The following is a 20,425-nucleotide window of genomic DNA, read 5'->3' as shown; positions in this document are numbered from 1 at the left end:
AAAGGATCGAGACGCGCGTCTCGTGTCCGTGCGCTTTGGCTTCCTCTTCCGTCATTCCTACCGAGGCAATGGCCGGGTGTGTGAAAATCACACTTGGAACCGCCCGCAAATCGACTTTCCGCCCTTCTTTTCCGACCGCATTGCTCGCCGCAATCGCCCCTTGATGGGCCGCCACATACACAAACTGCGGTCCGAGTGTCACGTCGCCCGCCGCATAGACGTCTGGATTGCTCGTGCGCATGCCATCGACCACCAAAACCTGACCCTTTTCACCGACGCGCACATTCGCTTTTTCGAGGTCAAGCCCTGCCGTGTTCGGCTTGCGGCCCGCGGCGACAAGGAGCGCATCGCCGCGAATGACACGCGCCTCCTCCCCCTGCGCGATGAGATACACAGACTTGATTCCATCTTCCTCACTGACACGCTCGCAGGTTGCCCCATAAATCACGTCAATGCCTTGCCGCTTCAAAACCTGTGCAACCGCCTCAGAAACTTCTGGTTCATAGGATGGGAGCAGGCGATCACCACGCTTGATCAAGGTGACGCGCGCTCCGGCGTTGCGAAACAATTGTCCCATCTCAAGCGCGATAAACCCCGATCCGATTACAACGAGATGATCCGGAACTGCGCAAAGTTCGAGTGCGCTCGTGCTTGTCAAATAAGAGACATCAGACAGTCCTTCAATCTCTGGAATCTGTGGTGACGCACCTGTCGCAATCAGGAATTTCGCCGAAGTGATCCTCTGATCTTCCACCATCACGGTGTGACCGTCGATAAATTTTGCATCGCCCTGAAGCAGCGTGAATCCGTAAGCATCCATCAAATCTTCGTATTTGTGTTTGCGGAGTTCTTTCACCAGCGCGTCCTTTTGATCGACAAGCGCCTGCCAATCCACCCGCTGAGCAGAGGTATAGATCCCCGCAAACGGATGACCCCCCGCTTGGTGGTAGACTTCCCCCGCGCGCAGCAGCGCTTTTGAGGGTACGCAGCCGACATTCACGCATGTTCCGCCGATGACCGAACGCTCGACGAGTGCGATGCGTGCGTCAAACTTCGCAGCTTCAATCGCCGCCGAGAATGCGGCGGCGCCCGTCCCGATGATCAAAAAATCATAGTCGTACTCGCGCGCCTGTGTGCTGGGTGGCTCTACGTGAGGGTCATCGCGCAACTCAACGCCTGTCGGTGTGTATCCAGCGTCGCGAATTGCCTTAAACAACCGATCAAGACTGATGTCTGAAGGCGCCGTAAAAACTGCCTCGCTACGCCGAAAGTCGGCGTTTGCTTGGGCGACGCCCAGTTCGGACAGCGCTTTGACAATATGTTTCTCACAGTCTGTGCACGTCATGCCCTCAATGTTTAGTTTAATCTGTATGCTCGTCATGATTTCAATCCCTCACTTTAGCGTAAGATAGGGCCACCAATAGAACATCAGGTAGATTCCAGTGCCGACTGTAATCGCGGCACTGAAACGGTTCATCCAAACTGCTGCTTTGCGCATCCACGTTGAAATCAGTTGTTGAGAGATGGTGGACGCAAGCGATAATAGAGTTACCATAAAGCCCATGCCGAACGCATAAAGCAAAAAGTCCATCATTCCTCCGATCCACCCTTGTGATGCGAACGAGGACAACACCAGTAGGGAGAATAGCGGAAATGTACATCCAAGTGAACCTAGCGCATACGCGATCCCGTAAACGAAAAAGGTTCGATTGGATTTTGCAGATCCAGCTTTTGGTCCGCGAATGTGGAATTGAAGAAGCGACTTTCCAAAAAACATCAAAAATCCCGCGACAACAAACGAAACACCAACAAAAAATGCTACCCAAGACGCGATTGCACCCAGTAACGAGGCGAAAAGAGCAGCGCCGATACCGCCGATACTAAACACAAAGAAAAATCCGAGCGTCATGACGCCGCCAGCCCATAAACCATCTTTGAGCGAATGATTTTGCTCGCCGAGCAGGCGCACGATATACCCTGGCAACATCGCCACACCGCACGGGTTGAAAGCAGCCATAATCCCTGCCCCAAGAATAATCCATGACCCAGTCATTAGGCTAATACCTTCTTTAACTGAGCGAAAGATGGGAGAACCTTATTAAAGATCACATGGCCGTGTTCGAGAACAACCACCGTATCAAGTTCAGTGACATGAAACGTATCAATAAAGTATGGCGTCGTCTCCATGACATACGGCCAATTTGAATGCGCCGTGCGTTCAAATTGTTGAATCGTGCGTAAATTGTCGTTTTGCGGATTGATGTCGACGGAGATGATCTGAACCCCGGGCATACTTGAAAATTTCGTAAGCATCCGTTCTGTCGGCACGCAGGAAGCACACGTCGATGTCATAAAGTGTAACACGGTTTTCTTGTTTGGGTTCACGTGAAGTACTTGTCCTGAAACTGTATGGAACGAGAGGGACTGGTACCCCACATTTCCGGTAGCTGTTGAATGAGTCTGACTCGTCGTTGGCGGGGCATTCACATTGGAGACTTGAGCCTGTCTCCCAACTGCATTCACCGCAGAAATACCAATCCCGACAATGACGACCAATCCCAGCGACAAAACCCATTTATTCACGGTCAACCCTCACATTCTTGTGCATTGACTGATATGCGCTGCATTGTCTGACACCATTTCCTTGGCAAGTTGCACAATTGTTCGTACACGTTCATCCGTCATTCGATAGATCACATATTTTCCGTCTTGCTTTGATGAAACATATCCGCACCATTTCAGGCACGCCAAATGGTTGGATACTTGCCCCTGAGTCACAGAAAGCATATCTACCAATTCACTTACTGTTTTTTCGCCATCTAACAGAATCTCCACGATGCGAAAACGTGTCGGATTAGACAAACCGTGAAAAAATTTCGCGTATAATTCATTCTGAATTTCAGTGTCTTGTTTCTGGATTGGATTCACAATCCGGCACCTCCTGACCCATTTTCGTAACGCGGCAAGCCTGTTTGATCGAACCACGCCGACGAATGGCAGCGATCAACGCGACGATGCCTATCATCACGACAAATCCTCCAACGATCCAATTTTTCATACCAACCATGAATGCGCCAGCTGCAGTCAGACCAATCGCACCTAAGATCAGAGGTAACCCACAGCAAAGAAAAAACACAACAGGTATGCCAGCCAAAGCGAGATTAGTTACCTTTAAAAAATAAGGTCGTTCAACCAAAAAATCATCTCCATCTCATCGCAAACCAATTACATATATTTATATATCTAAATATATGATTCGTCAACGTTAAGCTTCTTCAAGTGATCCCAGTTGCAAAAGATGTGACACTAGAATACAATATATGAACAACAACGCATATAGGTGGTGTGCAAGTGTCAAAACTTATAAACTTGAACGCCGAATCATGTTGTGGCGGATCAGGCGCACACCTGAACGCTGTAGAACCTTGCGCGTCAAGCGCTTTGGCAGACGACACCGTAAAACAGTTATCCGAGTGGTTCAAGGCGCTTTCCGACCCTACCCGAATTCGCATTCTCTCCATCTTAGCGCAGCGTGAGTTGTGTGTCTGTGACTTGGCAGAAGCGCTCGGAATGACGCAATCCGCGATCAGCCACCAGTTGCGCTACTCGCGCACCTTGCGACTCGTGAAGAATCGCCGCGACGGAAACACCATCTATTATACGCACGACGATGCGCACACGTTGGGGCTGCTACAAATGGCGATCGATCACATCGATCATCTACAAAAGGAGAATTCTCATGGCTGAACACGCGCATCATCATGGCCACGCAAAAACGCACGATCACGATCACAGCGGCGTGTTCCACTCGCACGCGCCGACAGGCCAGATGAAAAAGGCATTCTTTCTCACCTTTTTGATCCTCGTTGTAGAACTGATCGGCGGCATGCTTTCCCACAGTCTCGCTCTGCTGTCAGACGCCGGCCATGTTCTGACCGACATCGCGGCGATCGGCCTGTCATGGTTCGCCCTAAAGCAGTCAGAAAAGCCACCGAGCGGTTCAATGACGTTTGGGTACCATCGATCGGGCATTCTCGCCGCCCTCATCAATGGCATCACATTGATCCTCATCACACTCGTCATCCTGTGGGAAGCGTACAGTCGCTTTCATCATCCGGTAAACGTGACCCCCACATGGATGTTCATCAGCGCCGGCGTTGGGTTGCTCATGAACCTTTATCTCGGACTCGGCATGCGCCACGATGAGAACATCAACGTGCGCAGCGCGGTGCTGCACATGCTGGGAGACGCTGCCGCTTCGGCCGCTGTCATTCTCGGTGGTCTGATCATCGCATTCACGCACTGGAATCTGATCGACCCCATCCTGAGCGTTCTCATCGCGCTGCTCATCGCATTCGGCGCGTGGCGCATCGTAAAGCAAACGGTCAGCATTCTGATGGAAGGCACGCCAACTGGCATCGAAGTAGGTGACATCGTAGAGACGATTCGCGCAGTAGGCGGCGTCCACGACGTCCACGACGTCCACATCTGGAGTATCACCAGCGGAAAAAATGCGCTGTCTTGTCACGCTGTGCTCGACGGCGGCCTAACGATCCGCGAGAGCCAGCACATCCTGCGCGACGTAGAGCAGGCGCTGGCGCATAAAAACATTGGCCACGTCACCGTACAAATTGAGGACGGCGATCACCCGCACGATGACTCTGTGCTGTGTAGAGATGACGACAGTCAACCTCACAGTCACTGAAGAGCCGCCTGACACGCCTTACCGATCTGGAAATTTCTCGATCCTCTCACCACAGTACGGACAGACCTTCCATTCACGGTGGAGACGCTGTCCACACGATCGGCAGGAATTTTCCCGCTCTCTCCATTTTTTCATCTGTAAATAGAGGAATACCAAGAGAAGAACCGCTAAAAAAAGAAATGCGATCATCCAGAGCATCCCAAACATCATCATGGGCCCCATCATTGAACCCATCGGCCTAACGGTCGCGCCACTCCCCACCATGAAGAGGCAGAGTATCCCTAAAAAAATCAAAATGGAGGCGATGATCCACGGCGTTTTATTCACGCCCGATCCCCTCCCGTGTCGACGCCTGCATGAAGCGGCACGCCGAGCGTAATGACCGTCCCTTTTCCTTCTTCACTCTTCGCGGAAACGTATCCCCCGTGCGACTCGACAATCTGTTTGACAATCGCCAAACCAAGCCCACTTCCGCCGCCCCCGCGCGACCTCGACTTCTCGACGCGATAGAGGCGTTCCCAGATATAGGGGAGTTCCTCACGCGGAATGCCGATGCCCGTATCGCTCACCTGGAGCAGGAGGAAGTCTCCCTCTTGCGCGACCGCGACCGATACCATCCCACCGGACAACGTGTAGCGCACCGCATTGTCAAGCACATTGATCAATGCCTGTTCAAGTCGCACAGGATCGCCTTCAACGCAGAACGTTTGCGCGATGTGCACATCCACCGTAACATCCTTGGTGGCTGCCCGCGCGCTCACCCGATCAACCAGGTTGCAAATCCACTCATTGACCTGAATTTTCTCCCGGTGTATGGGCAAGAGCACCCCTTCATCCGCTTGCGCGAGGGTAAACAAATCCTGAATCAAGCGTTCGACGCGTTGCGTTTCTTCATAGATCAGCGCCAAATAGCGATTGACCGCGTCCGGTGACTCCGCCATTCCCTTGTACACCACTTCACTATAGCCTTTAATGTACGTGAGCGGTGTACGCAATTCATGCGCGACATCGGCGAGAAATTGCTTGCGCGTTTTATCCAGATAATCCAGATGTTTCGCGAGATCATTGATGGCCTGACCGAGTTGGGAGACCTCATCGCGACCTGACGCAGGCACGCGAATGTGGTACTGCCCGCGACTAATCTCGCGCGTGGCCCTTCTCATCGCGAGCAGGGGCTGCGCGAGGCGATGTGAGAGAACGATCGCCAGACCTGCCGTCAACAGGATCGCCCCGACTGCGGCCAGCACGAGCATCTGTTCTACACGACTCGAGGCGGCGTGGCTGATGTCACGAAATTGCGCCACATGAACCATCAACTGTTCAAGCGAGAGATAGAGCGCTGAAAGCACCACGAGCATAAGCCCAAGGATGGATGCCCCGAGTTTGACGGCGATGCGTGAGCGAATCATTTGGGAACCTCAAACCGATAGCCGATGCCCCAGACGGTGGCGAGGATGCTCGCCGAAAGGCCCGCGTCCCGCAGCTTTTCTCTGATGTTTTTGATGTGGCTATCCACCGTGCGCGTGTCTCCCTCATACTCTGGTCCCCAGACCCGATCCAGCAGTTCATCACGCGTGTACGTGCGGCCGGGCCACTTGACGAACAATGCGAGCAAATCAAACTCCTTGGGAGTAAGCGCGAGCCGTTCCTCGCGCACCGTCGCATTTCGCGTCTCGACATCCATGCGCAAATGATATTCCGGAATCGCGTACTCCACCTCATCGCGAGGTTGCGTTCTTCGCAGTAAACTTTTGACACGCGCGACCAGTTCCCGCGAGTCAAACGGTTTCGTCAGGTAGTCATCCGCACCAGCCGTGAGCCCCTTTACGCGCGACTCCACCTCGTCGCGCGCGGTCAACATAAGCACTGGCATCTCAGGAAGACGCTCGCGAATCCTCCGACACACTTCCACACCGTCCATGCCTGGCATCATCATGTCGAGGATCACCATGTCATAGACGCCCGCAGACAGTTCCTCCATACACGAAACACCGTCCTTTGCTTCAGAGACGGAGAACCCCGCGTGCGCCAGATAGATGCGCACCAATTGCCGCATTGCCGCCTCATCGTCCACGATCAGGATATGGCGCTGCATCCTCTCCCCTTCTTTCGATGCAAACGTAACCGATCAGTCTTTCAACTCATCGCGCAGCCGATCGTACTCATCGCGGCTGATTTCCCCTTTGGCATAGCGTTCTTTAACGATGTGAAGCGCCCTGCCCGAATCATGAGACGAATTTCCGCCTGAATAACCGCGCTCCGTTCGCGTGAACATTCTCACCCCAAAAACGACGGCAAAGATCAAGATCCCGAAAAACAGAATCATGACAAATCCCATGATCCCCATCGCTCCCATCATCGACCCAAACCCAATTCCACCATTTCCATACCACATGGTATAACACCCCTTTTCAATGACAGGCACGTATCAGCACTTCTTCTTACTGCTTAGACCTTACCGCTCAAGTGTGAAGAAAGTTTGTGTATGTCGTTCTATAGGTGCATGCTTGCGACGCGCGAACCGATCGAGATGGATCGTCACAATGAACAAAGCGAACACGGGCGCTGAATTTGGATCGGTTCCAATCCCACCCATGACCCCAAAATCTTGCCCCATCCACCAACTGAAAAAGAGCCATACAAATGCCGAGACCAACACCCATGAGTGTACCCTTTGAAACCAGAAGAAGACACCCAAGGTAAACATAAAGGCAACAAAAACGGCATTCCAAAGCCACGGATGACGAAGCGTACTCACCGCCATCGCATGGATCGGATCTGAAAAAAAGCTTGGTTGCGGCATACTGGCTGCGGTTATAAATGGCCCGCTGAGACCTTGCCCTGTCCAGTACCCTGCCGTAGGTAACGCTTGGGCGAACGTGGCCAAGATCCAGATCCCTCCGATCACGCGATTTCCGAGTCGAATGACCCGTCCATCTCTCCACACGCTTTCTGGAAGCAGTAAAAAGATCGCGCCACACACATAGAACAGGACGGAGCCAGGCGATCCTGACAGCCATGTCGCGCTGCCCGTCAAGATGCCGCCCATCCCTTCTCCCAAAAACCAAATGCCAAGACCCCATACGATGGATACCCACAACCCAATCCGTCCCCAGACCCGATCCATCGCGAGCAAAAGGCACAGCCCGATGCCCACCTGTAAAATCACGGAAAACACGTCTGCGCCAACAGGATAGTCTGACCAAAACTGGATGTTCCATCCGAGAATGCGAAGATACCACGGCGGCTGCCCTATCACTGAGGGGGCAAGCACGTCCTGGACAAATCCATTATTGGGCATGGCGGGCTGCGCTTGAAGAATTCCATCGATGAGCCAGAATGTTCCCAAACCCCACCCTAGTACGACACGCGCCTTTGGAGTATGCCCGACGCGGTGGCGGATCAGCATCCAGATTTGTCGAAAAGGATGATGTGTGTCAAACGTGATGCGCCGAGGGGCATCCGTATCCTCATTGAAATAGCCTAAAAGCCACCACGCCGCAGACATCAACAGAACAGACGCGAGCGTCATGAGGCTCCACTGAAAGAGCATCACGTGAAAGGAGTGAACAACCGCGGGATCAATATAGGGAGTCATGTTCATATGCATACACCTCTTTTAGACAATAGCAGGAGCATATCCGGAATTTGTGAAGAAAGTATGGAGGAACTTCTCGATCAATGACCACACCCACAGGCATCCTCGACGCCGCGCGCCTCTTGAATGGCTTCAATCCCCTCTTTGACCACAAAATAAACCAATGCCAAGCCAGCCAGGGCATTCAGCCACCACCAGCCGACCAGAGCGGTCAAAACGAGTCCTACGATCAATGTCCACGCCATGTACGCACATACGATGCTACATGAGCCGTCGGCGCGAAGGGCTTTGCTGCCGATTTCCGTACCAATTCTTTTTTTCTCACGTGACAAGTACGGCATAATCATCCCCGAAGCGATGGCAAGTGCGAGACCTAGCATGCTTTTTTCCGAGCCGGAACGTGTCCACAGGTCGAATGCGGCTGAGACAACGATGTAACCAGCCAGTGCAAGCAAAGCGACTCCGACAACCCATGAAGCCCTCTTCTCGGCCTGCTTTACCCGTGCAAGGCTTGCACCACTTGACTCAACATAGAGCCGCCAGAGAAGGATCGCACTTGCCACCAATTCAATGATACTATCTGCCCCAAACGCCTTAAGTGCCAATGAATGAGCAATGATTCCAGCGCGGATGGCCACCGCCGCTTCAACCAGCATCCAAAGAATGCTGACAATCTCAATGTTGATTCCTTTTTTAACCTGCAACGCTTTCACTGACAACCTTTTCGCCCCCTTGACCTTGCTTTACTGAATTCAAAACGAGAGACGCCGCTGGTGACAGTCTGTAGTAGACGAGTTTCCCCTCTTTCCGATAGGATGCGAGCCCTGCGCTTTTAAGCCGCCGGAGGTGATGCGACGCGTTTTGAACTGTCGTATCGAGTAATGCTGCAACCTCACAGACACACAGTTCATCCTCTGCCAGAGCATAGGCCACTTTGAGACGTGTGCCATCTGCAAGGGCTTTGAAAACCATAGACGGTGAAGCGGTCTCCGGAATGACAGAGCGAAGCCTCTCCACCTTTGACATATCCACACATTCGACTTGACACATGTCCCGCTTATTCATCATCATTCCCCTTCATTCAAACATCGGTTTGAATGAAGGGTATCACGAATGTGCCACATCCACAATGGGCATACGTTTTAGAACATACAAAAGCCCACCCGTCTCCAAAGCGACAGGTGGGCGATCGATGTCCCCTCTTAAATCAAAGATTTTTAAAGCGCAGGTACCAACGTTTATAATCGTAGCCTTGAGCTTCTTCTTCCTCCTGTGTCTTGATCGCGCCTTGTTGCGCAGGGGGAGCCACGACGACCTCTCCCCCAGGCGTCCAATCCGCAGGTGTCGAGACGCCGTATTGATCCGCCGTTTGCAGCGCATCAATGACACGGATGATCTCTGATATATTGCGTCCCGCATTCATCGGGTAGTAAATCATCGCTCGCATGATCCCTTTGTCATCCATGATGAACACCGAGCGAACCGCCGCCGTACTGCTTGCACCAGGATGAATCATTCCGTATAAGCTTGATACCTTCATATCCAAATCAGCAATCACCGGAAACGTAACCTTGTGTAAAAAAATCTCTTCAATGTCGCGAATCCATGCCAAATGCGCCTGCACACCGTCTACAGACAGCCCGATTAATTGGACATTGCGCTTTGCAAACTCTTCCGTTTTCGAAGCGAATGATCCGAACTCCGTCGAACACACAGGCGTAAAATCAGCTGGATGGGAAAAAAGAACCACCCACTTCCCGTGAAAATCACTCAATTTTAGTTTTCCTTGCGTCGTGTTCGCTTCAAAATCTGGTGCTAATTCATTCAATCTCGGCAATTGCTGCACTTCTGACATAAACAACATCTCTCCTGTCTTCGTTTGTACATACTTTATCGCCTACCTGTGAAGAATGTATGGAGAAGCCTGATCTATTCCCAAATCTGCGATCGATGCTGACCGCAATAAGGACACACACGCCATTCCGACTTTAAGCGTTGACTGCAATGTAGACAGCGCACCGATGGAGCGTTCTTTTTATCAAGATTCATTCGCACCAACAAGACCATAACCATCATGACAAATAGTATGAGAATAACGATAAATAGCGCGCTGCTCTTAGGATTCGCTCCCATCATTCCAGCCATCATTGGATCGCTTACAAAGATTTCACCGGCGATCATCAAACACAAAAGACCCAACAGAACAAATCCACTGGCAATCATCCAATCCAAACGTCTCACGTTCACTCCCCCCTAAGAAAGATGCATTTTTAAAATTCGAACCGCGCAAGCGGACTGGACACGAATGTGCCTTTGCCGTCCCTGCGCGGTTCTCTATGCGATGGAGCAAAAATTAAACGACTTTTAGTGTTCCGTACATACCCTGATTGGCGTGACCGGGCATCGGACATAGATAGTGATACGTCCCTTTACTCAAATGCAACTGCCCAGATCGCGTATCATAACGCGCTGTGGCAAGCGCCTTGGTTGTTCGTTCAGGCAGCGGCATCAATAGAAAATCGCTATTCACACTCATCATCGCCATAATGCCATACGGTGGTGCGGTTGACGTCACCTCAAATCCGTGCATATATCCCCAGTCCGTATTCACCAAGGTAACTTGAACATTTGCACTGGAAGGCACGATGATTGTGGGATTCACCAATCCATCGATCTCCCACGTCATATTCGGTTCCCCGTGCGGCGATGCGAGCGCAACCAGGTTAATCGACCCACCGCTGTACGTGATCGTATTGGTCTTTTGATCGATCACGGCTCCCTGCTTTCCCAGCGCAATCTGTTGATTCAGCGAGGCACTACTGTCAAGTGAAGAATAAGCGTTCATCCTACCGCCCATCCGACTCGCAGTTCCACTTCCGCCACCCATCCTACCGTATCCACCGCCCATCCTGCCCGCGGCGCCACTTCCGCCGCCCATCATGCCGTATCCGCCGCCCAGCGCGCTCGCGGCGCCACTTCCGCTGCTTCTGTCACCCATCACACCCACAGTACCCGTTAATCCATGGCTCGTATGTGTTCCCTGAAAAGTCATGCGGTTTGTTTGCGAAACCGTCGCCGCAAACGCCCCACTGCCAATCATCAACACAGACAAACCAGCGATCACAGGAATGATCCAACCTTTTCTTTTCATCACTGCATTCCTCCCTTTCACAGTCATCATAGAGACCAACTGTGAAGAAAGTATGCAGATCCAATTGAGTTTCCTATGACTCTCACGTATATCTAGCTCCTGAACTGGCCACACTTCCACCTACCAGGTTTTTTTGAATGAAAAGGGGGGTGAGAACATGAGGCGGGGGGTGATTTTCACATTTGTTGGCGTATGTCTGTTCGGGCTGCTCCATCAATTTTCGTTTCGTCCACTCTTTGCCCTTGCTTCTCTCCCGTCATCCCCTCTGCCTGCGAATGCCATTCGGATTCGCATCATCGCAAATAGCAATACCCCACACGATCAACGTGTTAAACTGGCGATACGCGATCACGTATTAACCTTTCTGTCTCAACATCTTCCGAAACATCTCACATACAGTCAAACCGCACTAGAAATTCAGCGCGACATATCAAAGATCAATCCGTTGATTCATGACGATCTAAATCATATGGGGATCACTTACAACAGCACAACGACCTTTGGAATGACATGGTTTCCAAGAAAATTCTATGGCAATCACGTCTTCCCAGCTGGTAATTATGAGGCATTGCGCATTGTTCTAGGAAAAGGGCAAGGACATAATTGGTGGTGTGTAATCTTTCCCCAACTGTGCTACGTTGCCATGAATGCCCACGCGATTCCACGAACAGGTGCGTTTCCTCAAACTCCTCCGCTGGCAGTCACGAGTATCACAGAACCTAACGGAAAGCGAATCCCTGTGCAGCTCCGTTTAGCCATTGTCGATTACGGTCAGCAATGGCTATCCATCGCAGAACTACAGATCCATCTTCTGTGGGTTCATTTGCAACGTACGCTATAGCTGTTATCCCCGATGTAAGATGCCTCTCTAAAGCGATTTACATTGAGGTTAGGTAGCAAATTCAAGGTACCCAATGTACTCAAAAGACAACATGGACCGCTTGCGATTTAGCTTCGCCTTATAAATCTTGGCCTAGTTCTCCATAGCGTGCGGCATATTCAACCCCCTTGAAAATCCAGTACATCCTGACAAAGACAAATCAAACAGATCGCCCAGGTTCGATGCTGGGTCAGTGGTCATGAGGAGGGTTTGCTCGGCGCGATCAAATGCGTATAGCCTGTCCCGCGATGATCGGAATGAGGAAATGGGGTTTTACAAGACTGCATTCGATGGTGGTGAAGGCAGAGGCGTTTATGTCATCAGCAATCTTCCGATTTAGCTGACAGCCGCCTGCAATGTGTTGCCAAACGGGGTTCAATGAATTTTGTACCATGCGGGAAACAGCCTCATTGTGCTGCACGTGTTCCATGAAAAGATACTGTCCACCGGGCTTTAGCACGCGGTAAATTTCAGATAAGACTTGCCGCACATTTGTCACAGAACACAGTACGAGACTGGTTATCACTGTATCGAACTGCCCGTCCCCCACATCCATGTTTTCGGCCGTCGATGGAATCAAAGGGAGAGAATCATAGGTTTGTTTTAAGTAGGTGCGCATGTGTGCATCTGGCTCAAGCAACGTAATTTCGCTCACCTTTGAACCGAGTGTGGAAATGTCTAAACCCGTACCCGCACCTACAATGAGCGTTCTCCCGTAGGCTTTGCTGTTCTGCTTTTCCCTGATTTCCCCAACAGCCTGTTCTACGTACCGCTGCCCCCAAACATAAAAACGTGTAAAGCGCGGGTGATTGACACACACGGAAGAGACCCCCCTTCAGAAAAACATTCAACGAATTTACCGTGGTGGGTAGTTGACGTTAGGTTACGATCAGACGACCGTACATCCCTGTCGCCGCATGTCCTGGAACCGGGCATAAATAGTGATACGTCCCTGCGGGCAGCGTCAACGTCTCCGTGCGGGTTGCATACTGTGCGGTTTGGAGATTTTGCGTCGTGCGCGGCGGCAATGGCATCAAAATAAAGTCATTTTGAATCCCCATCATCACCATGGATGAGTATGGCGGCGGCGTCTCCGTCACTTCAAAGCCGTGCATGTATCCCCAGTCCGTATTGACAAGTTCAATGGTGATGCGCGCATGGGCAGGCACGACAAGAGTTGGATTCACCAACCCATCGACTTCAAACGTCATATTCGGCACACCGTGCGGAGAGGCAAGCGCAACAAGATTCACGTTTTTTCCGCGATAAACGATGCGATTTGTCTTTTTGTCGATCCTTGCAGCCTGCTCCCCCACGCGAATCGTTGTAGCGAGTTCTGCACTCGATAGCCAGGACGTTCGGCGGGTCACGCCTCCCACGGATGATCCTATCGGCCCCGTTGCTGCATAACCGCCTCCCATCATGCCTCCATAGCCTTGCCCACTGTACATTCTGAAGGCAACCATGAAAACGCCCGCCAACACGATAAACCCTGCGAGGGCTATCAACCCCCACAGCCAAATGGATCGTCCCATTTTCACTGCGTGACACCCCGTTTCAATTACAGACGCATGGGTACATCTTCTTGCTGAAGAATGACTAAAAGTTTCTGATACTCTTCGACACTGATTTCACCATTCGCTAAACGTTTCTTTAACGTATCGACCGGAGAATCCGCCTGTTGCTTGATCGGCGCAGATGCCCTTTGAGAGGATTGACGATACCCACGCGAGAAAATCCCTCCACCACAACATCCCATTTCAGAGCCCACCTTTCAATTGTTGGCTTCATCCTAGCGCGCAAGTGTGAAGAAAGTGTGTGCACGTCATGCTAAAAATGGTTCGCGATCCTGAGAGCGCTAGATCACTCGCTCTGGATCGCGACGGGATTGTTCGTTTATCACGAGAGAGAAATTGCAAGGATTGACGGTTTACTCATCCTCATCGCCACAGTACTGCCGGGAGTCTGCGCGATTGAAGGATTCCACCTGAATAAAATGGCCCCGCGCTCCATCTTCACCGTATTCCCACACAAATGCGTGATGCTGCTTGACGGTATGTCCCACGACATGCACAGGACCTTGCACCACACGATAACAAGACTGGAATGGGCAACAGTACCAGTATCCATTTTCCACGATATCGCCTGAGCGCAGCAGATTTTCTACGGTCGCTTCATACTCGCGCTCTTCTTGCGTGAGGCGGTGAGACTCCCAAAATTCGTCAAGATCCCGCTCTGCAATCTGCCATTCTCCACTTCTGCGAATCTCTCGTTTCGCCGACTCAGACGTTATGCGCCAGCGATCCTCCGAGTCTAATTTGCTTTTGACGCTGCTCACGCGCGCCGGATGCGACAAAACGCTCGGATCTTCGAGCCCTTGCGCAACCAGCAAATAGGAAGACAGTGCCGTCCAGTAGGATTCTTCTGCCTCTTCGTGCAGATCAGCCGGAACCTTTTTCCCCTCCGTCAGTCTCCCTACCGTCGAATCCCCTGTCCGTCTTCGCGTTCGCGCCTCTTCTGCTAAAAGAATGGATTCTTTAAATTTGTCACCCTCCAACCTCGCCAACTGGATCTTCGACGACAGTAGAGATTCCAGATCATCCGCCGCGCGCTGCAACCCAATTAAATGCTCCAACGGACCAGTATGGCCAGATTCTACCCGTTTCCCAAGTCGAATCGGCAAACTCACGCGGGCACTCCCCGCAAACGCAGCCTCCTGTCTGGCGGCAACCATGAGATCAGGAATCCTTCCGTACAATACCTCCGCCTGCTCATGCGTGATGCTCGCCACCGAGCGCTTCTGATCATCCTCCCGCGCATCCTGCAAAAGCGCATCCCCAATCACTTGAAAACAGCGCGCGGCGCGCGCAATGGCTTTTGCATGCGGCTCTGTCGCGTCCAAAAGCTCCATCTCAAGAACGTACACATCTTGCCCGATCCTGTGATAACCTTCCAAGTGCTCATCAGAGCAATATCGTTCGCCCGCCAAAATGGTGCGAATCCGGTTCAAAATGCTCATAGGTTTTCCTCCGCCCCTTTTTCGTGCCACACATCGCAATCGTAAAACTACGTCTAGTTTATCAGACAATCAGGATCGGCAGACATAAAAAACGTGAGCGCACAGATTCGTGAGAACCTGCACGCCCACTCCGGTTTTAAACTGCACTTACGCCACATCATATCCGGCATCTTCAATCGCCAACTTCAAATCCGAAACCGTTGTTTTACCTTCTTCATAGGTCACCGTCGCCTGGTTTTTCTCAAGACTCACGTCCGTCGACGTCACCCCGTCAACCGCCTGCAGCGCCTTCGTGACCGATTTGACACACCCCTGACAGGTCATCCCCTGCACCTCAATCGTTGCCACCGCCATCTCCCTCACCTCCCTTCAAATGGCTTTCCTGTGCGCACACCCGATGGCATCACGAGAATACGCTGGCCGCCGAATTCGCATTACGAACGCGCTGCCATAACTCACACTGTCGAGCGAAAACGCCGCAACAACAGAGAGTTGCTCACAACACTCACCGAACTGAGCGCCATCGCGGCGCCGGCAATCACCGGGCTGATGAACCCGAGTGCGGCCAGCGGTACGCCGAGCGAATTGTAGCCAAATGCCCAGAAGAGGTTTTGCCGGATTTTTTTTATGGTCGCGTTCGAGAGACGGATCGCGGTGACCACGCTCAACAGATCCCCGCGCAAAAGCGCGATGTCCGCCGTCTCAATGGCTACGTCCGTACCCGATCCGATGGCAAAACCGATCTCTGCGGAGGCAAGCGCCGGGGCATCGTTGATCCCGTCGCCCACCATGCCAACCACATTTCCTTCCCCTTGCAGCTTTTTGACCATCTCCGCCTTTTGCTGAGGCAGCACCTCCGCAAAAACGCGCTCTGCCGCAATCCCCACCGATTGGGCGATCGCCTGTGCTGTCTTGTGGTTATCTCCCGTCAGCATGTACACCGAAAGCCCGAGCGAAGTCATCTCTGCGATCGCCTGCCGCGACGTCTCTCTGACCCCATCCGCCACCGCGATGATCCCGAGCAGCTCACGATCGCGCGCCACCCACATCGCCGTCTTGCCCATCGCTTCAAAGCCTATCGCCTGTCTGTCAGCCCCGTCCTCCAGTGCAACGCCTTCGCGCTCCATGAAGGCGCGGTTGCCAATCAACACGAGCATGCCCTCCACCGTTGCGCGCACGCCATAACCCGGAATGGCCGTTGTATCTTTCGCCGTCGGCAAAATCAGACCCTGCGCTTGCGCATGAGAAACGATCGCCGCGCCCAGCGGATGCTCCGACTCGCGCTCAACAGAGGCTGCCAATGCGAGCAGATCCCGCTCCCACACGCGATCAGACAGCGCAGCCACGTCTGTCACCTCCGGGCGACCGCTCGTAATCGTCCCTGTCTTGTCAAGGATCACCGCCGTCAGTCGATGTGCCTGTTCGAGTGCTTCGCCGCCCTTGATCAGGATGCCATTCTCGGCGCCTTTTCCTGTCCCCACCATGATCGCCGTCGGCGTCGCAAGACCAAGCGAACAGGGGCACGCGATGACCAGAACCGCCACCGCATTGATCAGCGCGTGCGTGAACCCGGCCGCAAAATACCACCCGATAAACGTCACGAGTGATACAACAAGCACAATCGGCACAAAGATCCCCGACACCTTGTCTGCCAGCTGTTGAATCGGCGCCTTCGACCCCTGCGCCTCGTCCACCATGCGAATGATCTGCGCCAGCGCCGTGTCGCGCCCCACCTTGGTCGCCCGCATGTGAAATGCGCCTTCCTTGTTGAGTGTCGCGCCAAACACCGCACTGCCCGCCTCTTTTGCCACAGGCATGCTCTCTCCCGTCAGCATCGATTCATCAATCGACGTCCGCCCCGACAGGATGATCCCGTCCACCGGGAGGCTCTCCCCCGGCCGCACGAGCAGCTCATCCCCTGTCACCACCTGCTCTGTGGGAATGTCCATCTCTTGACCGTCGCGAATCACGCGCGCCGTTTTTGCCTGCAACTTTACGAGCGCCCGCACCGCGCGCGACGTCTGCGCCTTCGCCTTATGCTCAAGCAGTTTGCCCATCAAAATGAGCGTCGTGATCAGCGCCGCCGAGTCAAAGTAGAGACCAGACGGGATGCGCCAGATGACGACTGCCAAACTGAACAAATAGGCGGCCGATGTCCCCAAAGAGACGAGCACATCCATGTTTGGCGCGCCGCCGCGCAGGGCGTGATACGCCCCTTTGTAAAAGCGCCAGCCCACCACAAACTGAACTGGTGTCGCAAGCGCGATTTGCAGCCACACAGGGAGCATAAAGGACGCGTGTGGAATAAAACCACTGATCATCTGAACCACGAGGGGCAGCGTCAACACAACGCCCGCCCAAAACGCGACGCGCAAGTTGCGATACGCAATGCGCTGATCTTCGCGCTCCTCGCCCAACGCCTCCGTAACCGGTTCCGCGCCGTACCCTGTCTTCTCAATGACACGAATGATCGCATCCGGTGTGAGTGTCCCCGTCGCGTACTCCACAACCGCCTTTTCGCTCGCGAGATTGACGTTCACCCGCACGACACCCGGTGCTTTGTTCAACTGTTTCTCGATACGCGCCGCACACGCCGCGCATGTCATCCCCGTGATGTTCATCTGAATCTGCTCGGAAGGGACGCGCTCCGTTTCAAGAACTGCCTCTGCCATCTGCGATCACCTCTACCCCTTCATACTCGCCCGGATCACGTGCATCAATTCGTCAATCTTCTCATCCCCGCCGCCACCTTGAATGGCGTCCACCACACATCCGCGCGTGTGACTCTCAAGGAGCGCCAACTCGATTTTTGCGAGAGCCGATTTGATCGATGAAAATTGCGTCAAAATGTCTACACAATAGCGATCTTCTTGAATCATCTTTTGTATGCCACGCACCTGACCTTCCACTTTGCGCAACCTGTTCAATAAATCTTCTGCATCCTTTTGGTACCCGTGCATTTCATCACCACCCGACACAGATAGTATACCCCCGCACCCTATTTGTCAAATGCGAAAAATTGTGCTAAGGTTGCCCCACAACAATTCTGTTTTCGAATCATTTCAGGAGGTAAAATCTTGCCTATTTCATGGCTGATTTCTGGTACTGCAGGCATGGTTACCGCTTTTAATCCATGTGGTATTGCACTTCTTCCTTCTTACCTCATGTACTTGCTCTCTGGTCGAATTCATAGGCCAAGGTGGGGATGGATGGACGGCTTGCGTGCCGGAATGCTCATGACCTTAGGGTTTATCCTCATGTTCGGGGTTGCGGGTCTCCTGGTCTCTACCCTAGGTCAGTGGCTTTTTGGCGCAGCACCCATACTGTCGATTCTCTTAGCCATACTCTTGTTTATCATGGCCTTCTATGTTTGGCGTGGCAACCTTTATCTTGGATTCCACACAGGGAAACTAACCACTCGCCTTGAAGGACTCTTTGCGCGAGGTTCCTCCGGTTCTTTTTTCGCCTTTGGAATCGCATTTGGCATTGCATCCCTGAGCTGTAGTTTACCCGTTTTTGTCAGCGTGGCATCCCAGGGATTCGTTACGGGATTCAGTAACGGGATTATCTCATTTTTAGCTTACAGTATTGGGATGGGGATTGTGATCACCATCCTATCCATACTTGCCACAACAGCTCGGCAAACGGTTGAGGTTTTTATTCGATTCGCGCTTCCTTATATCCAGAAGTTGAGTGCGATCGTAATGATCTTCGCAGGACTTTATTTATTGTGGTACTGGCTGGAAGGCCCTCGCGGTCTGCTTATTACAGGCTTATAAAAGATCGCGAGAGGGTCAAGCGAAAGGAGTTTATCATTTTGAATCGATCCATAAAGCATTTGATTGAAATCACGATTGCATTTGTAACGATTCTTTTTCTTCTCGCCATTACCTTCTTTACTTGGCGGTTTGTATCAAATATCCACCCTATTCCCAAGTCAAATACGGCTACTCCAAATACGAATAACCCTGCATCCAATCCAAATGTCGATCCTGGAGCGTCACTTGGAAACAAAATGGCCCCCAACTTCACACTGACCAATCAATTTGGAAAATCGATCTCTCTAAAGAATTATAGGGGTAAAATTGTTGTTTTGACATTTATTGATAGCAAATGCACCACAGTATGCCCGCTTACTGCAGTCGTATTAAAAAATCTCATGTATGATCTTGGTCCGTATCGAAAAAATGTACAGTTGGTTGCGGTCAATGCAAACCCGATCGCAACCAAGGTAAAAGACGTCTATGATTGGTCATCTTCGCATGGGATGCTCCATGAGTGGCAGTACCTCACAGGCCCTACCGATTCCTTGCAAAACGTTTGGAAAAATTACTACGTCTCAAGTCAAATCCTTCACGGCAATCTTGTAGAACACATCGCGGCCGTTTTTGTCATCGACGCAAAAGGTCATGAAAAATGGCTGTACCTAAACAGTACAGATCCTCAAGCATCGACGATTTCTGCCCAAGTACAGGAGATCGAAAACCACATTGCTCCCCTCTTGCCTGGACATGTAAGCCCTTCTCAATTCGCGCCCGCACGACAGCTAGAGTATCTTCCAAGCTCACTTGGACCTTCCTCAGCTGTAGATCGCGCATTTACGCTTCCAACACTTTTTCCCAACAAGTCTGGACTACCGACGACGCGAAATATTTCAATCGGCCACACTGGGCATTCTACACTGCTCGAGTTTTTTGCAACGTGGTGTCCAGATTGCCAAATGGAAACACCAACGTTACAAAAGTATGCGCAATGGACAAAAAGACATCCCACATGGCCTACTCTTTTCGCCGTAGATCTGCGACAATCTGAGCCATCGACGCTACATGTAAAACAATACATGGTCACAAACCATCTTCAATACCCAGTTGCTTTAGACGCGACTGGCAGCGTGAGTGACTTGTACGGGATCACAGGGATTCCCACACAAGTTTTAGTATCTGGTACCGGGCACATCCTTTGGTATCATCAAGGATTAATCTCTTTTTCAAACCTTACATCAAACCTACAGGCAAACATGTCAAAAGGCTTGTCGAAATAATACTCCGTTTCACGGACTGATATGGCAAGAC

The 20,425-nt window shown here is 52.0% G+C and carries 27 protein-coding genes; 5 read left to right on the top strand and 22 right to left on the bottom strand.

Annotated features, from left to right (window positions below):
- The 5 genes from AYW79_RS09795 to AYW79_RS09775 all read right to left on the bottom strand — a co-directional run.
- The coding region (locus AYW79_RS09795) for an FAD-dependent oxidoreductase (RefSeq protein ID WP_067565005.1) at positions 1-1,381 on the bottom strand (1,381 nt) is incomplete at its 3' end.
- Positions 1,382-1,393: 12 nt separating this feature from the next.
- The gene (locus AYW79_RS09790; RefSeq protein ID WP_067565003.1) at positions 1,394-2,053 is read right to left on the bottom strand and encodes a cytochrome c biogenesis CcdA family protein; all 660 of its coding nucleotides are present in this window, start codon (positions 2,051-2,053) and stop codon (positions 1,394-1,396) included.
- A complete protein-coding gene (locus AYW79_RS09785) occupies positions 2,053-2,583 on the bottom strand; it encodes a TlpA family protein disulfide reductase (RefSeq protein WP_067565001.1) in 531 nt (176 codons plus the stop codon). Before AYW79_RS09785 ends, AYW79_RS09790 begins: the two co-directional genes overlap by 1 nt.
- Positions 2,584-2,592: 9 nt before the next feature.
- The gene (locus tag AYW79_RS09780) at positions 2,593-2,928 is read right to left on the bottom strand and encodes an ArsR/SmtB family transcription factor (protein ID WP_067564999.1); all 336 of its coding nucleotides are present in this window, start codon (positions 2,926-2,928) and stop codon (positions 2,593-2,595) included.
- The gene (locus AYW79_RS09775; protein WP_067564997.1) at positions 2,900-3,196 is read right to left on the bottom strand and encodes a hypothetical protein; all 297 of its coding nucleotides are present in this window, start codon (positions 3,194-3,196) and stop codon (positions 2,900-2,902) included. Before AYW79_RS09775 ends, AYW79_RS09780 begins: the two co-directional genes overlap by 29 nt.
- 155 nt (positions 3,197-3,351) lie before the next feature.
- Here AYW79_RS09775 and AYW79_RS09770 point away from each other — a divergent pair, with 155 nt between their 5' ends.
- Both AYW79_RS09770 and AYW79_RS09765 read left to right on the top strand, forming a co-directional pair.
- Entirely contained in the window at positions 3,352-3,747 is a 396-nt protein-coding gene (locus AYW79_RS09770) for an ArsR/SmtB family transcription factor (RefSeq protein WP_082806798.1), read from the top strand.
- Entirely contained in the window at positions 3,740-4,705 is a 966-nt protein-coding gene (locus AYW79_RS09765) for a cation diffusion facilitator family transporter (RefSeq protein WP_067564995.1), read from the top strand. The genes AYW79_RS09770 and AYW79_RS09765 overlap by 8 nt, the downstream gene beginning before the upstream one ends.
- A gap of 18 nt (positions 4,706-4,723) precedes the next feature.
- Here AYW79_RS09765 and AYW79_RS09760 read toward each other — a convergent pair whose 3' ends face one another.
- The 10 genes from AYW79_RS09760 to AYW79_RS09715 all read right to left on the bottom strand — a co-directional run bounded on the left by AYW79_RS09760 (position 4,724) and on the right by AYW79_RS09715 (position 11,454).
- On the bottom strand, positions 4,724-5,032 hold the full coding sequence (locus AYW79_RS09760) for a zinc ribbon domain-containing protein (protein WP_067564993.1): 309 nt from the start codon (positions 5,030-5,032) through the stop codon (positions 4,724-4,726).
- Positions 5,029-6,114: a sensor histidine kinase gene (locus tag AYW79_RS09755; RefSeq protein ID WP_067564992.1), complete on the bottom strand. Its 1,086-nt coding sequence runs from the start codon at positions 6,112-6,114 to the stop codon at positions 5,029-5,031. The genes AYW79_RS09760 and AYW79_RS09755 overlap by 4 nt, the downstream gene beginning before the upstream one ends.
- The gene (locus AYW79_RS09750) at positions 6,111-6,800 is read right to left on the bottom strand and encodes a response regulator transcription factor (protein ID WP_067564991.1); all 690 of its coding nucleotides are present in this window, start codon (positions 6,798-6,800) and stop codon (positions 6,111-6,113) included. Before AYW79_RS09750 ends, AYW79_RS09755 begins: the two co-directional genes overlap by 4 nt.
- A 33-nt stretch (positions 6,801-6,833) precedes the next feature.
- Positions 6,834-7,100 carry an SHOCT domain-containing protein gene (locus tag AYW79_RS09745; RefSeq protein WP_067564989.1) on the bottom strand — a complete coding sequence of 89 codons (267 nt, stop codon included), beginning with the start codon at positions 7,098-7,100 and terminating at the stop codon, positions 6,834-6,836.
- Positions 7,101-7,160: 60 nt separating this feature from the next.
- A complete protein-coding gene (locus tag AYW79_RS09740) occupies positions 7,161-8,309 on the bottom strand; it encodes a hypothetical protein (protein ID WP_067564985.1) in 1,149 nt (382 codons plus the stop codon).
- 74 nt (positions 8,310-8,383) lie between these two features.
- Positions 8,384-9,016 (bottom strand): cation efflux transmembrane domain-containing protein, encoded by a 633-nt coding sequence (locus AYW79_RS09735; RefSeq protein ID WP_231877892.1) that lies wholly within the window; start codon positions 9,014-9,016, stop codon positions 8,384-8,386.
- Complete coding sequence (locus tag AYW79_RS09730) at positions 8,997-9,368, bottom strand: ArsR/SmtB family transcription factor (protein WP_067953302.1); 372 nt, start codon at positions 9,366-9,368, stop codon at positions 8,997-8,999. Before AYW79_RS09730 ends, AYW79_RS09735 begins: the two co-directional genes overlap by 20 nt.
- A gap of 142 nt (positions 9,369-9,510) precedes the next feature.
- Positions 9,511-10,158 (bottom strand): peroxiredoxin, encoded by a 648-nt coding sequence (locus tag AYW79_RS09725; RefSeq protein ID WP_067564979.1) that lies wholly within the window; start codon positions 10,156-10,158, stop codon positions 9,511-9,513.
- Between the two features lie 74 nt (positions 10,159-10,232).
- On the bottom strand, positions 10,233-10,544 hold the full coding sequence (locus tag AYW79_RS09720; RefSeq protein WP_067564977.1) for a zinc ribbon domain-containing protein: 312 nt from the start codon (positions 10,542-10,544) through the stop codon (positions 10,233-10,235).
- A 112-nt stretch (positions 10,545-10,656) separates the two neighbouring features.
- Entirely contained in the window at positions 10,657-11,454 is a 798-nt protein-coding gene (locus AYW79_RS09715) for a cupredoxin domain-containing protein (RefSeq protein ID WP_067564975.1), read from the bottom strand.
- A 157-nt stretch (positions 11,455-11,611) separates the two neighbouring features.
- On the opposite strand from AYW79_RS09715, the gene AYW79_RS09710 reads away from it, so the two are divergent.
- A complete protein-coding gene (locus tag AYW79_RS09710; protein ID WP_067564972.1) occupies positions 11,612-12,295 on the top strand; it encodes a stage II sporulation protein R in 684 nt (227 codons plus the stop codon).
- A gap of 262 nt (positions 12,296-12,557) precedes the next feature.
- Here the strand turns inward: AYW79_RS09710 and AYW79_RS09705 are convergent, their stop codons facing one another.
- The 7 genes from AYW79_RS09705 to AYW79_RS09675 form a co-directional block, all read right to left on the bottom strand.
- Positions 12,558-13,154, bottom strand: coding sequence for a class I SAM-dependent methyltransferase (locus AYW79_RS09705; RefSeq protein ID WP_067564971.1), 597 nt, complete (start codon positions 13,152-13,154; stop codon positions 12,558-12,560).
- A gap of 58 nt (positions 13,155-13,212) precedes the next feature.
- Entirely contained in the window at positions 13,213-13,869 is a 657-nt protein-coding gene (locus AYW79_RS09700; RefSeq protein ID WP_231877891.1) for a sulfocyanin-like copper-binding protein, read from the bottom strand.
- Between the two features lie 26 nt (positions 13,870-13,895).
- On the bottom strand, positions 13,896-14,093 hold the full coding sequence (locus AYW79_RS09695) for an SHOCT domain-containing protein (RefSeq protein ID WP_067564967.1): 198 nt from the start codon (positions 14,091-14,093) through the stop codon (positions 13,896-13,898).
- 171 nt (positions 14,094-14,264) lie between these two features.
- Entirely contained in the window at positions 14,265-15,353 is a 1,089-nt protein-coding gene (locus AYW79_RS09690) for a hypothetical protein (protein WP_067564965.1), read from the bottom strand.
- Positions 15,354-15,500: 147 nt separating this feature from the next.
- A complete protein-coding gene (locus tag AYW79_RS09685) occupies positions 15,501-15,707 on the bottom strand; it encodes a heavy-metal-associated domain-containing protein (RefSeq protein ID WP_067564963.1) in 207 nt (68 codons plus the stop codon).
- 101 nt (positions 15,708-15,808) lie between these two features.
- Positions 15,809-18,025, bottom strand: a complete 2,217-nt coding sequence (locus tag AYW79_RS09680; protein ID WP_067564959.1) for a heavy metal translocating P-type ATPase — start codon at positions 18,023-18,025, stop codon at positions 15,809-15,811.
- Between the two features lie 12 nt (positions 18,026-18,037).
- Positions 18,038-18,313 carry a metal-sensitive transcriptional regulator gene (locus AYW79_RS09675; protein ID WP_067565013.1) on the bottom strand — a complete coding sequence of 92 codons (276 nt, stop codon included), beginning with the start codon at positions 18,311-18,313 and terminating at the stop codon, positions 18,038-18,040.
- A 117-nt stretch (positions 18,314-18,430) separates the two neighbouring features.
- Here AYW79_RS09675 and AYW79_RS09670 point away from each other — a divergent pair, with 117 nt between their 5' ends.
- Together AYW79_RS09670 and AYW79_RS09665 are read left to right on the top strand one after the other, a co-directional pair.
- Positions 18,431-19,132: a cytochrome c biogenesis CcdA family protein gene (locus AYW79_RS09670; protein WP_082806736.1), complete on the top strand. Its 702-nt coding sequence runs from the start codon at positions 18,431-18,433 to the stop codon at positions 19,130-19,132.
- 38 nt (positions 19,133-19,170) lie between these two features.
- A complete protein-coding gene (locus AYW79_RS09665; protein WP_067564955.1) occupies positions 19,171-20,394 on the top strand; it encodes a redoxin domain-containing protein in 1,224 nt (407 codons plus the stop codon).
- Positions 20,395-20,425 lie beyond the last annotated feature (31 nt).

It is taken from the genome of Ferroacidibacillus organovorans, from assembly GCF_001642725.1.
Lineage (GTDB): Bacteria > Bacillota > Bacilli > Alicyclobacillales > SLC66 > Ferroacidibacillus > Ferroacidibacillus organovorans.
The sequence above is the reverse complement of the archived record's forward strand: the minus strand, read 5'-3'. Positions and strand labels throughout refer to the sequence as shown.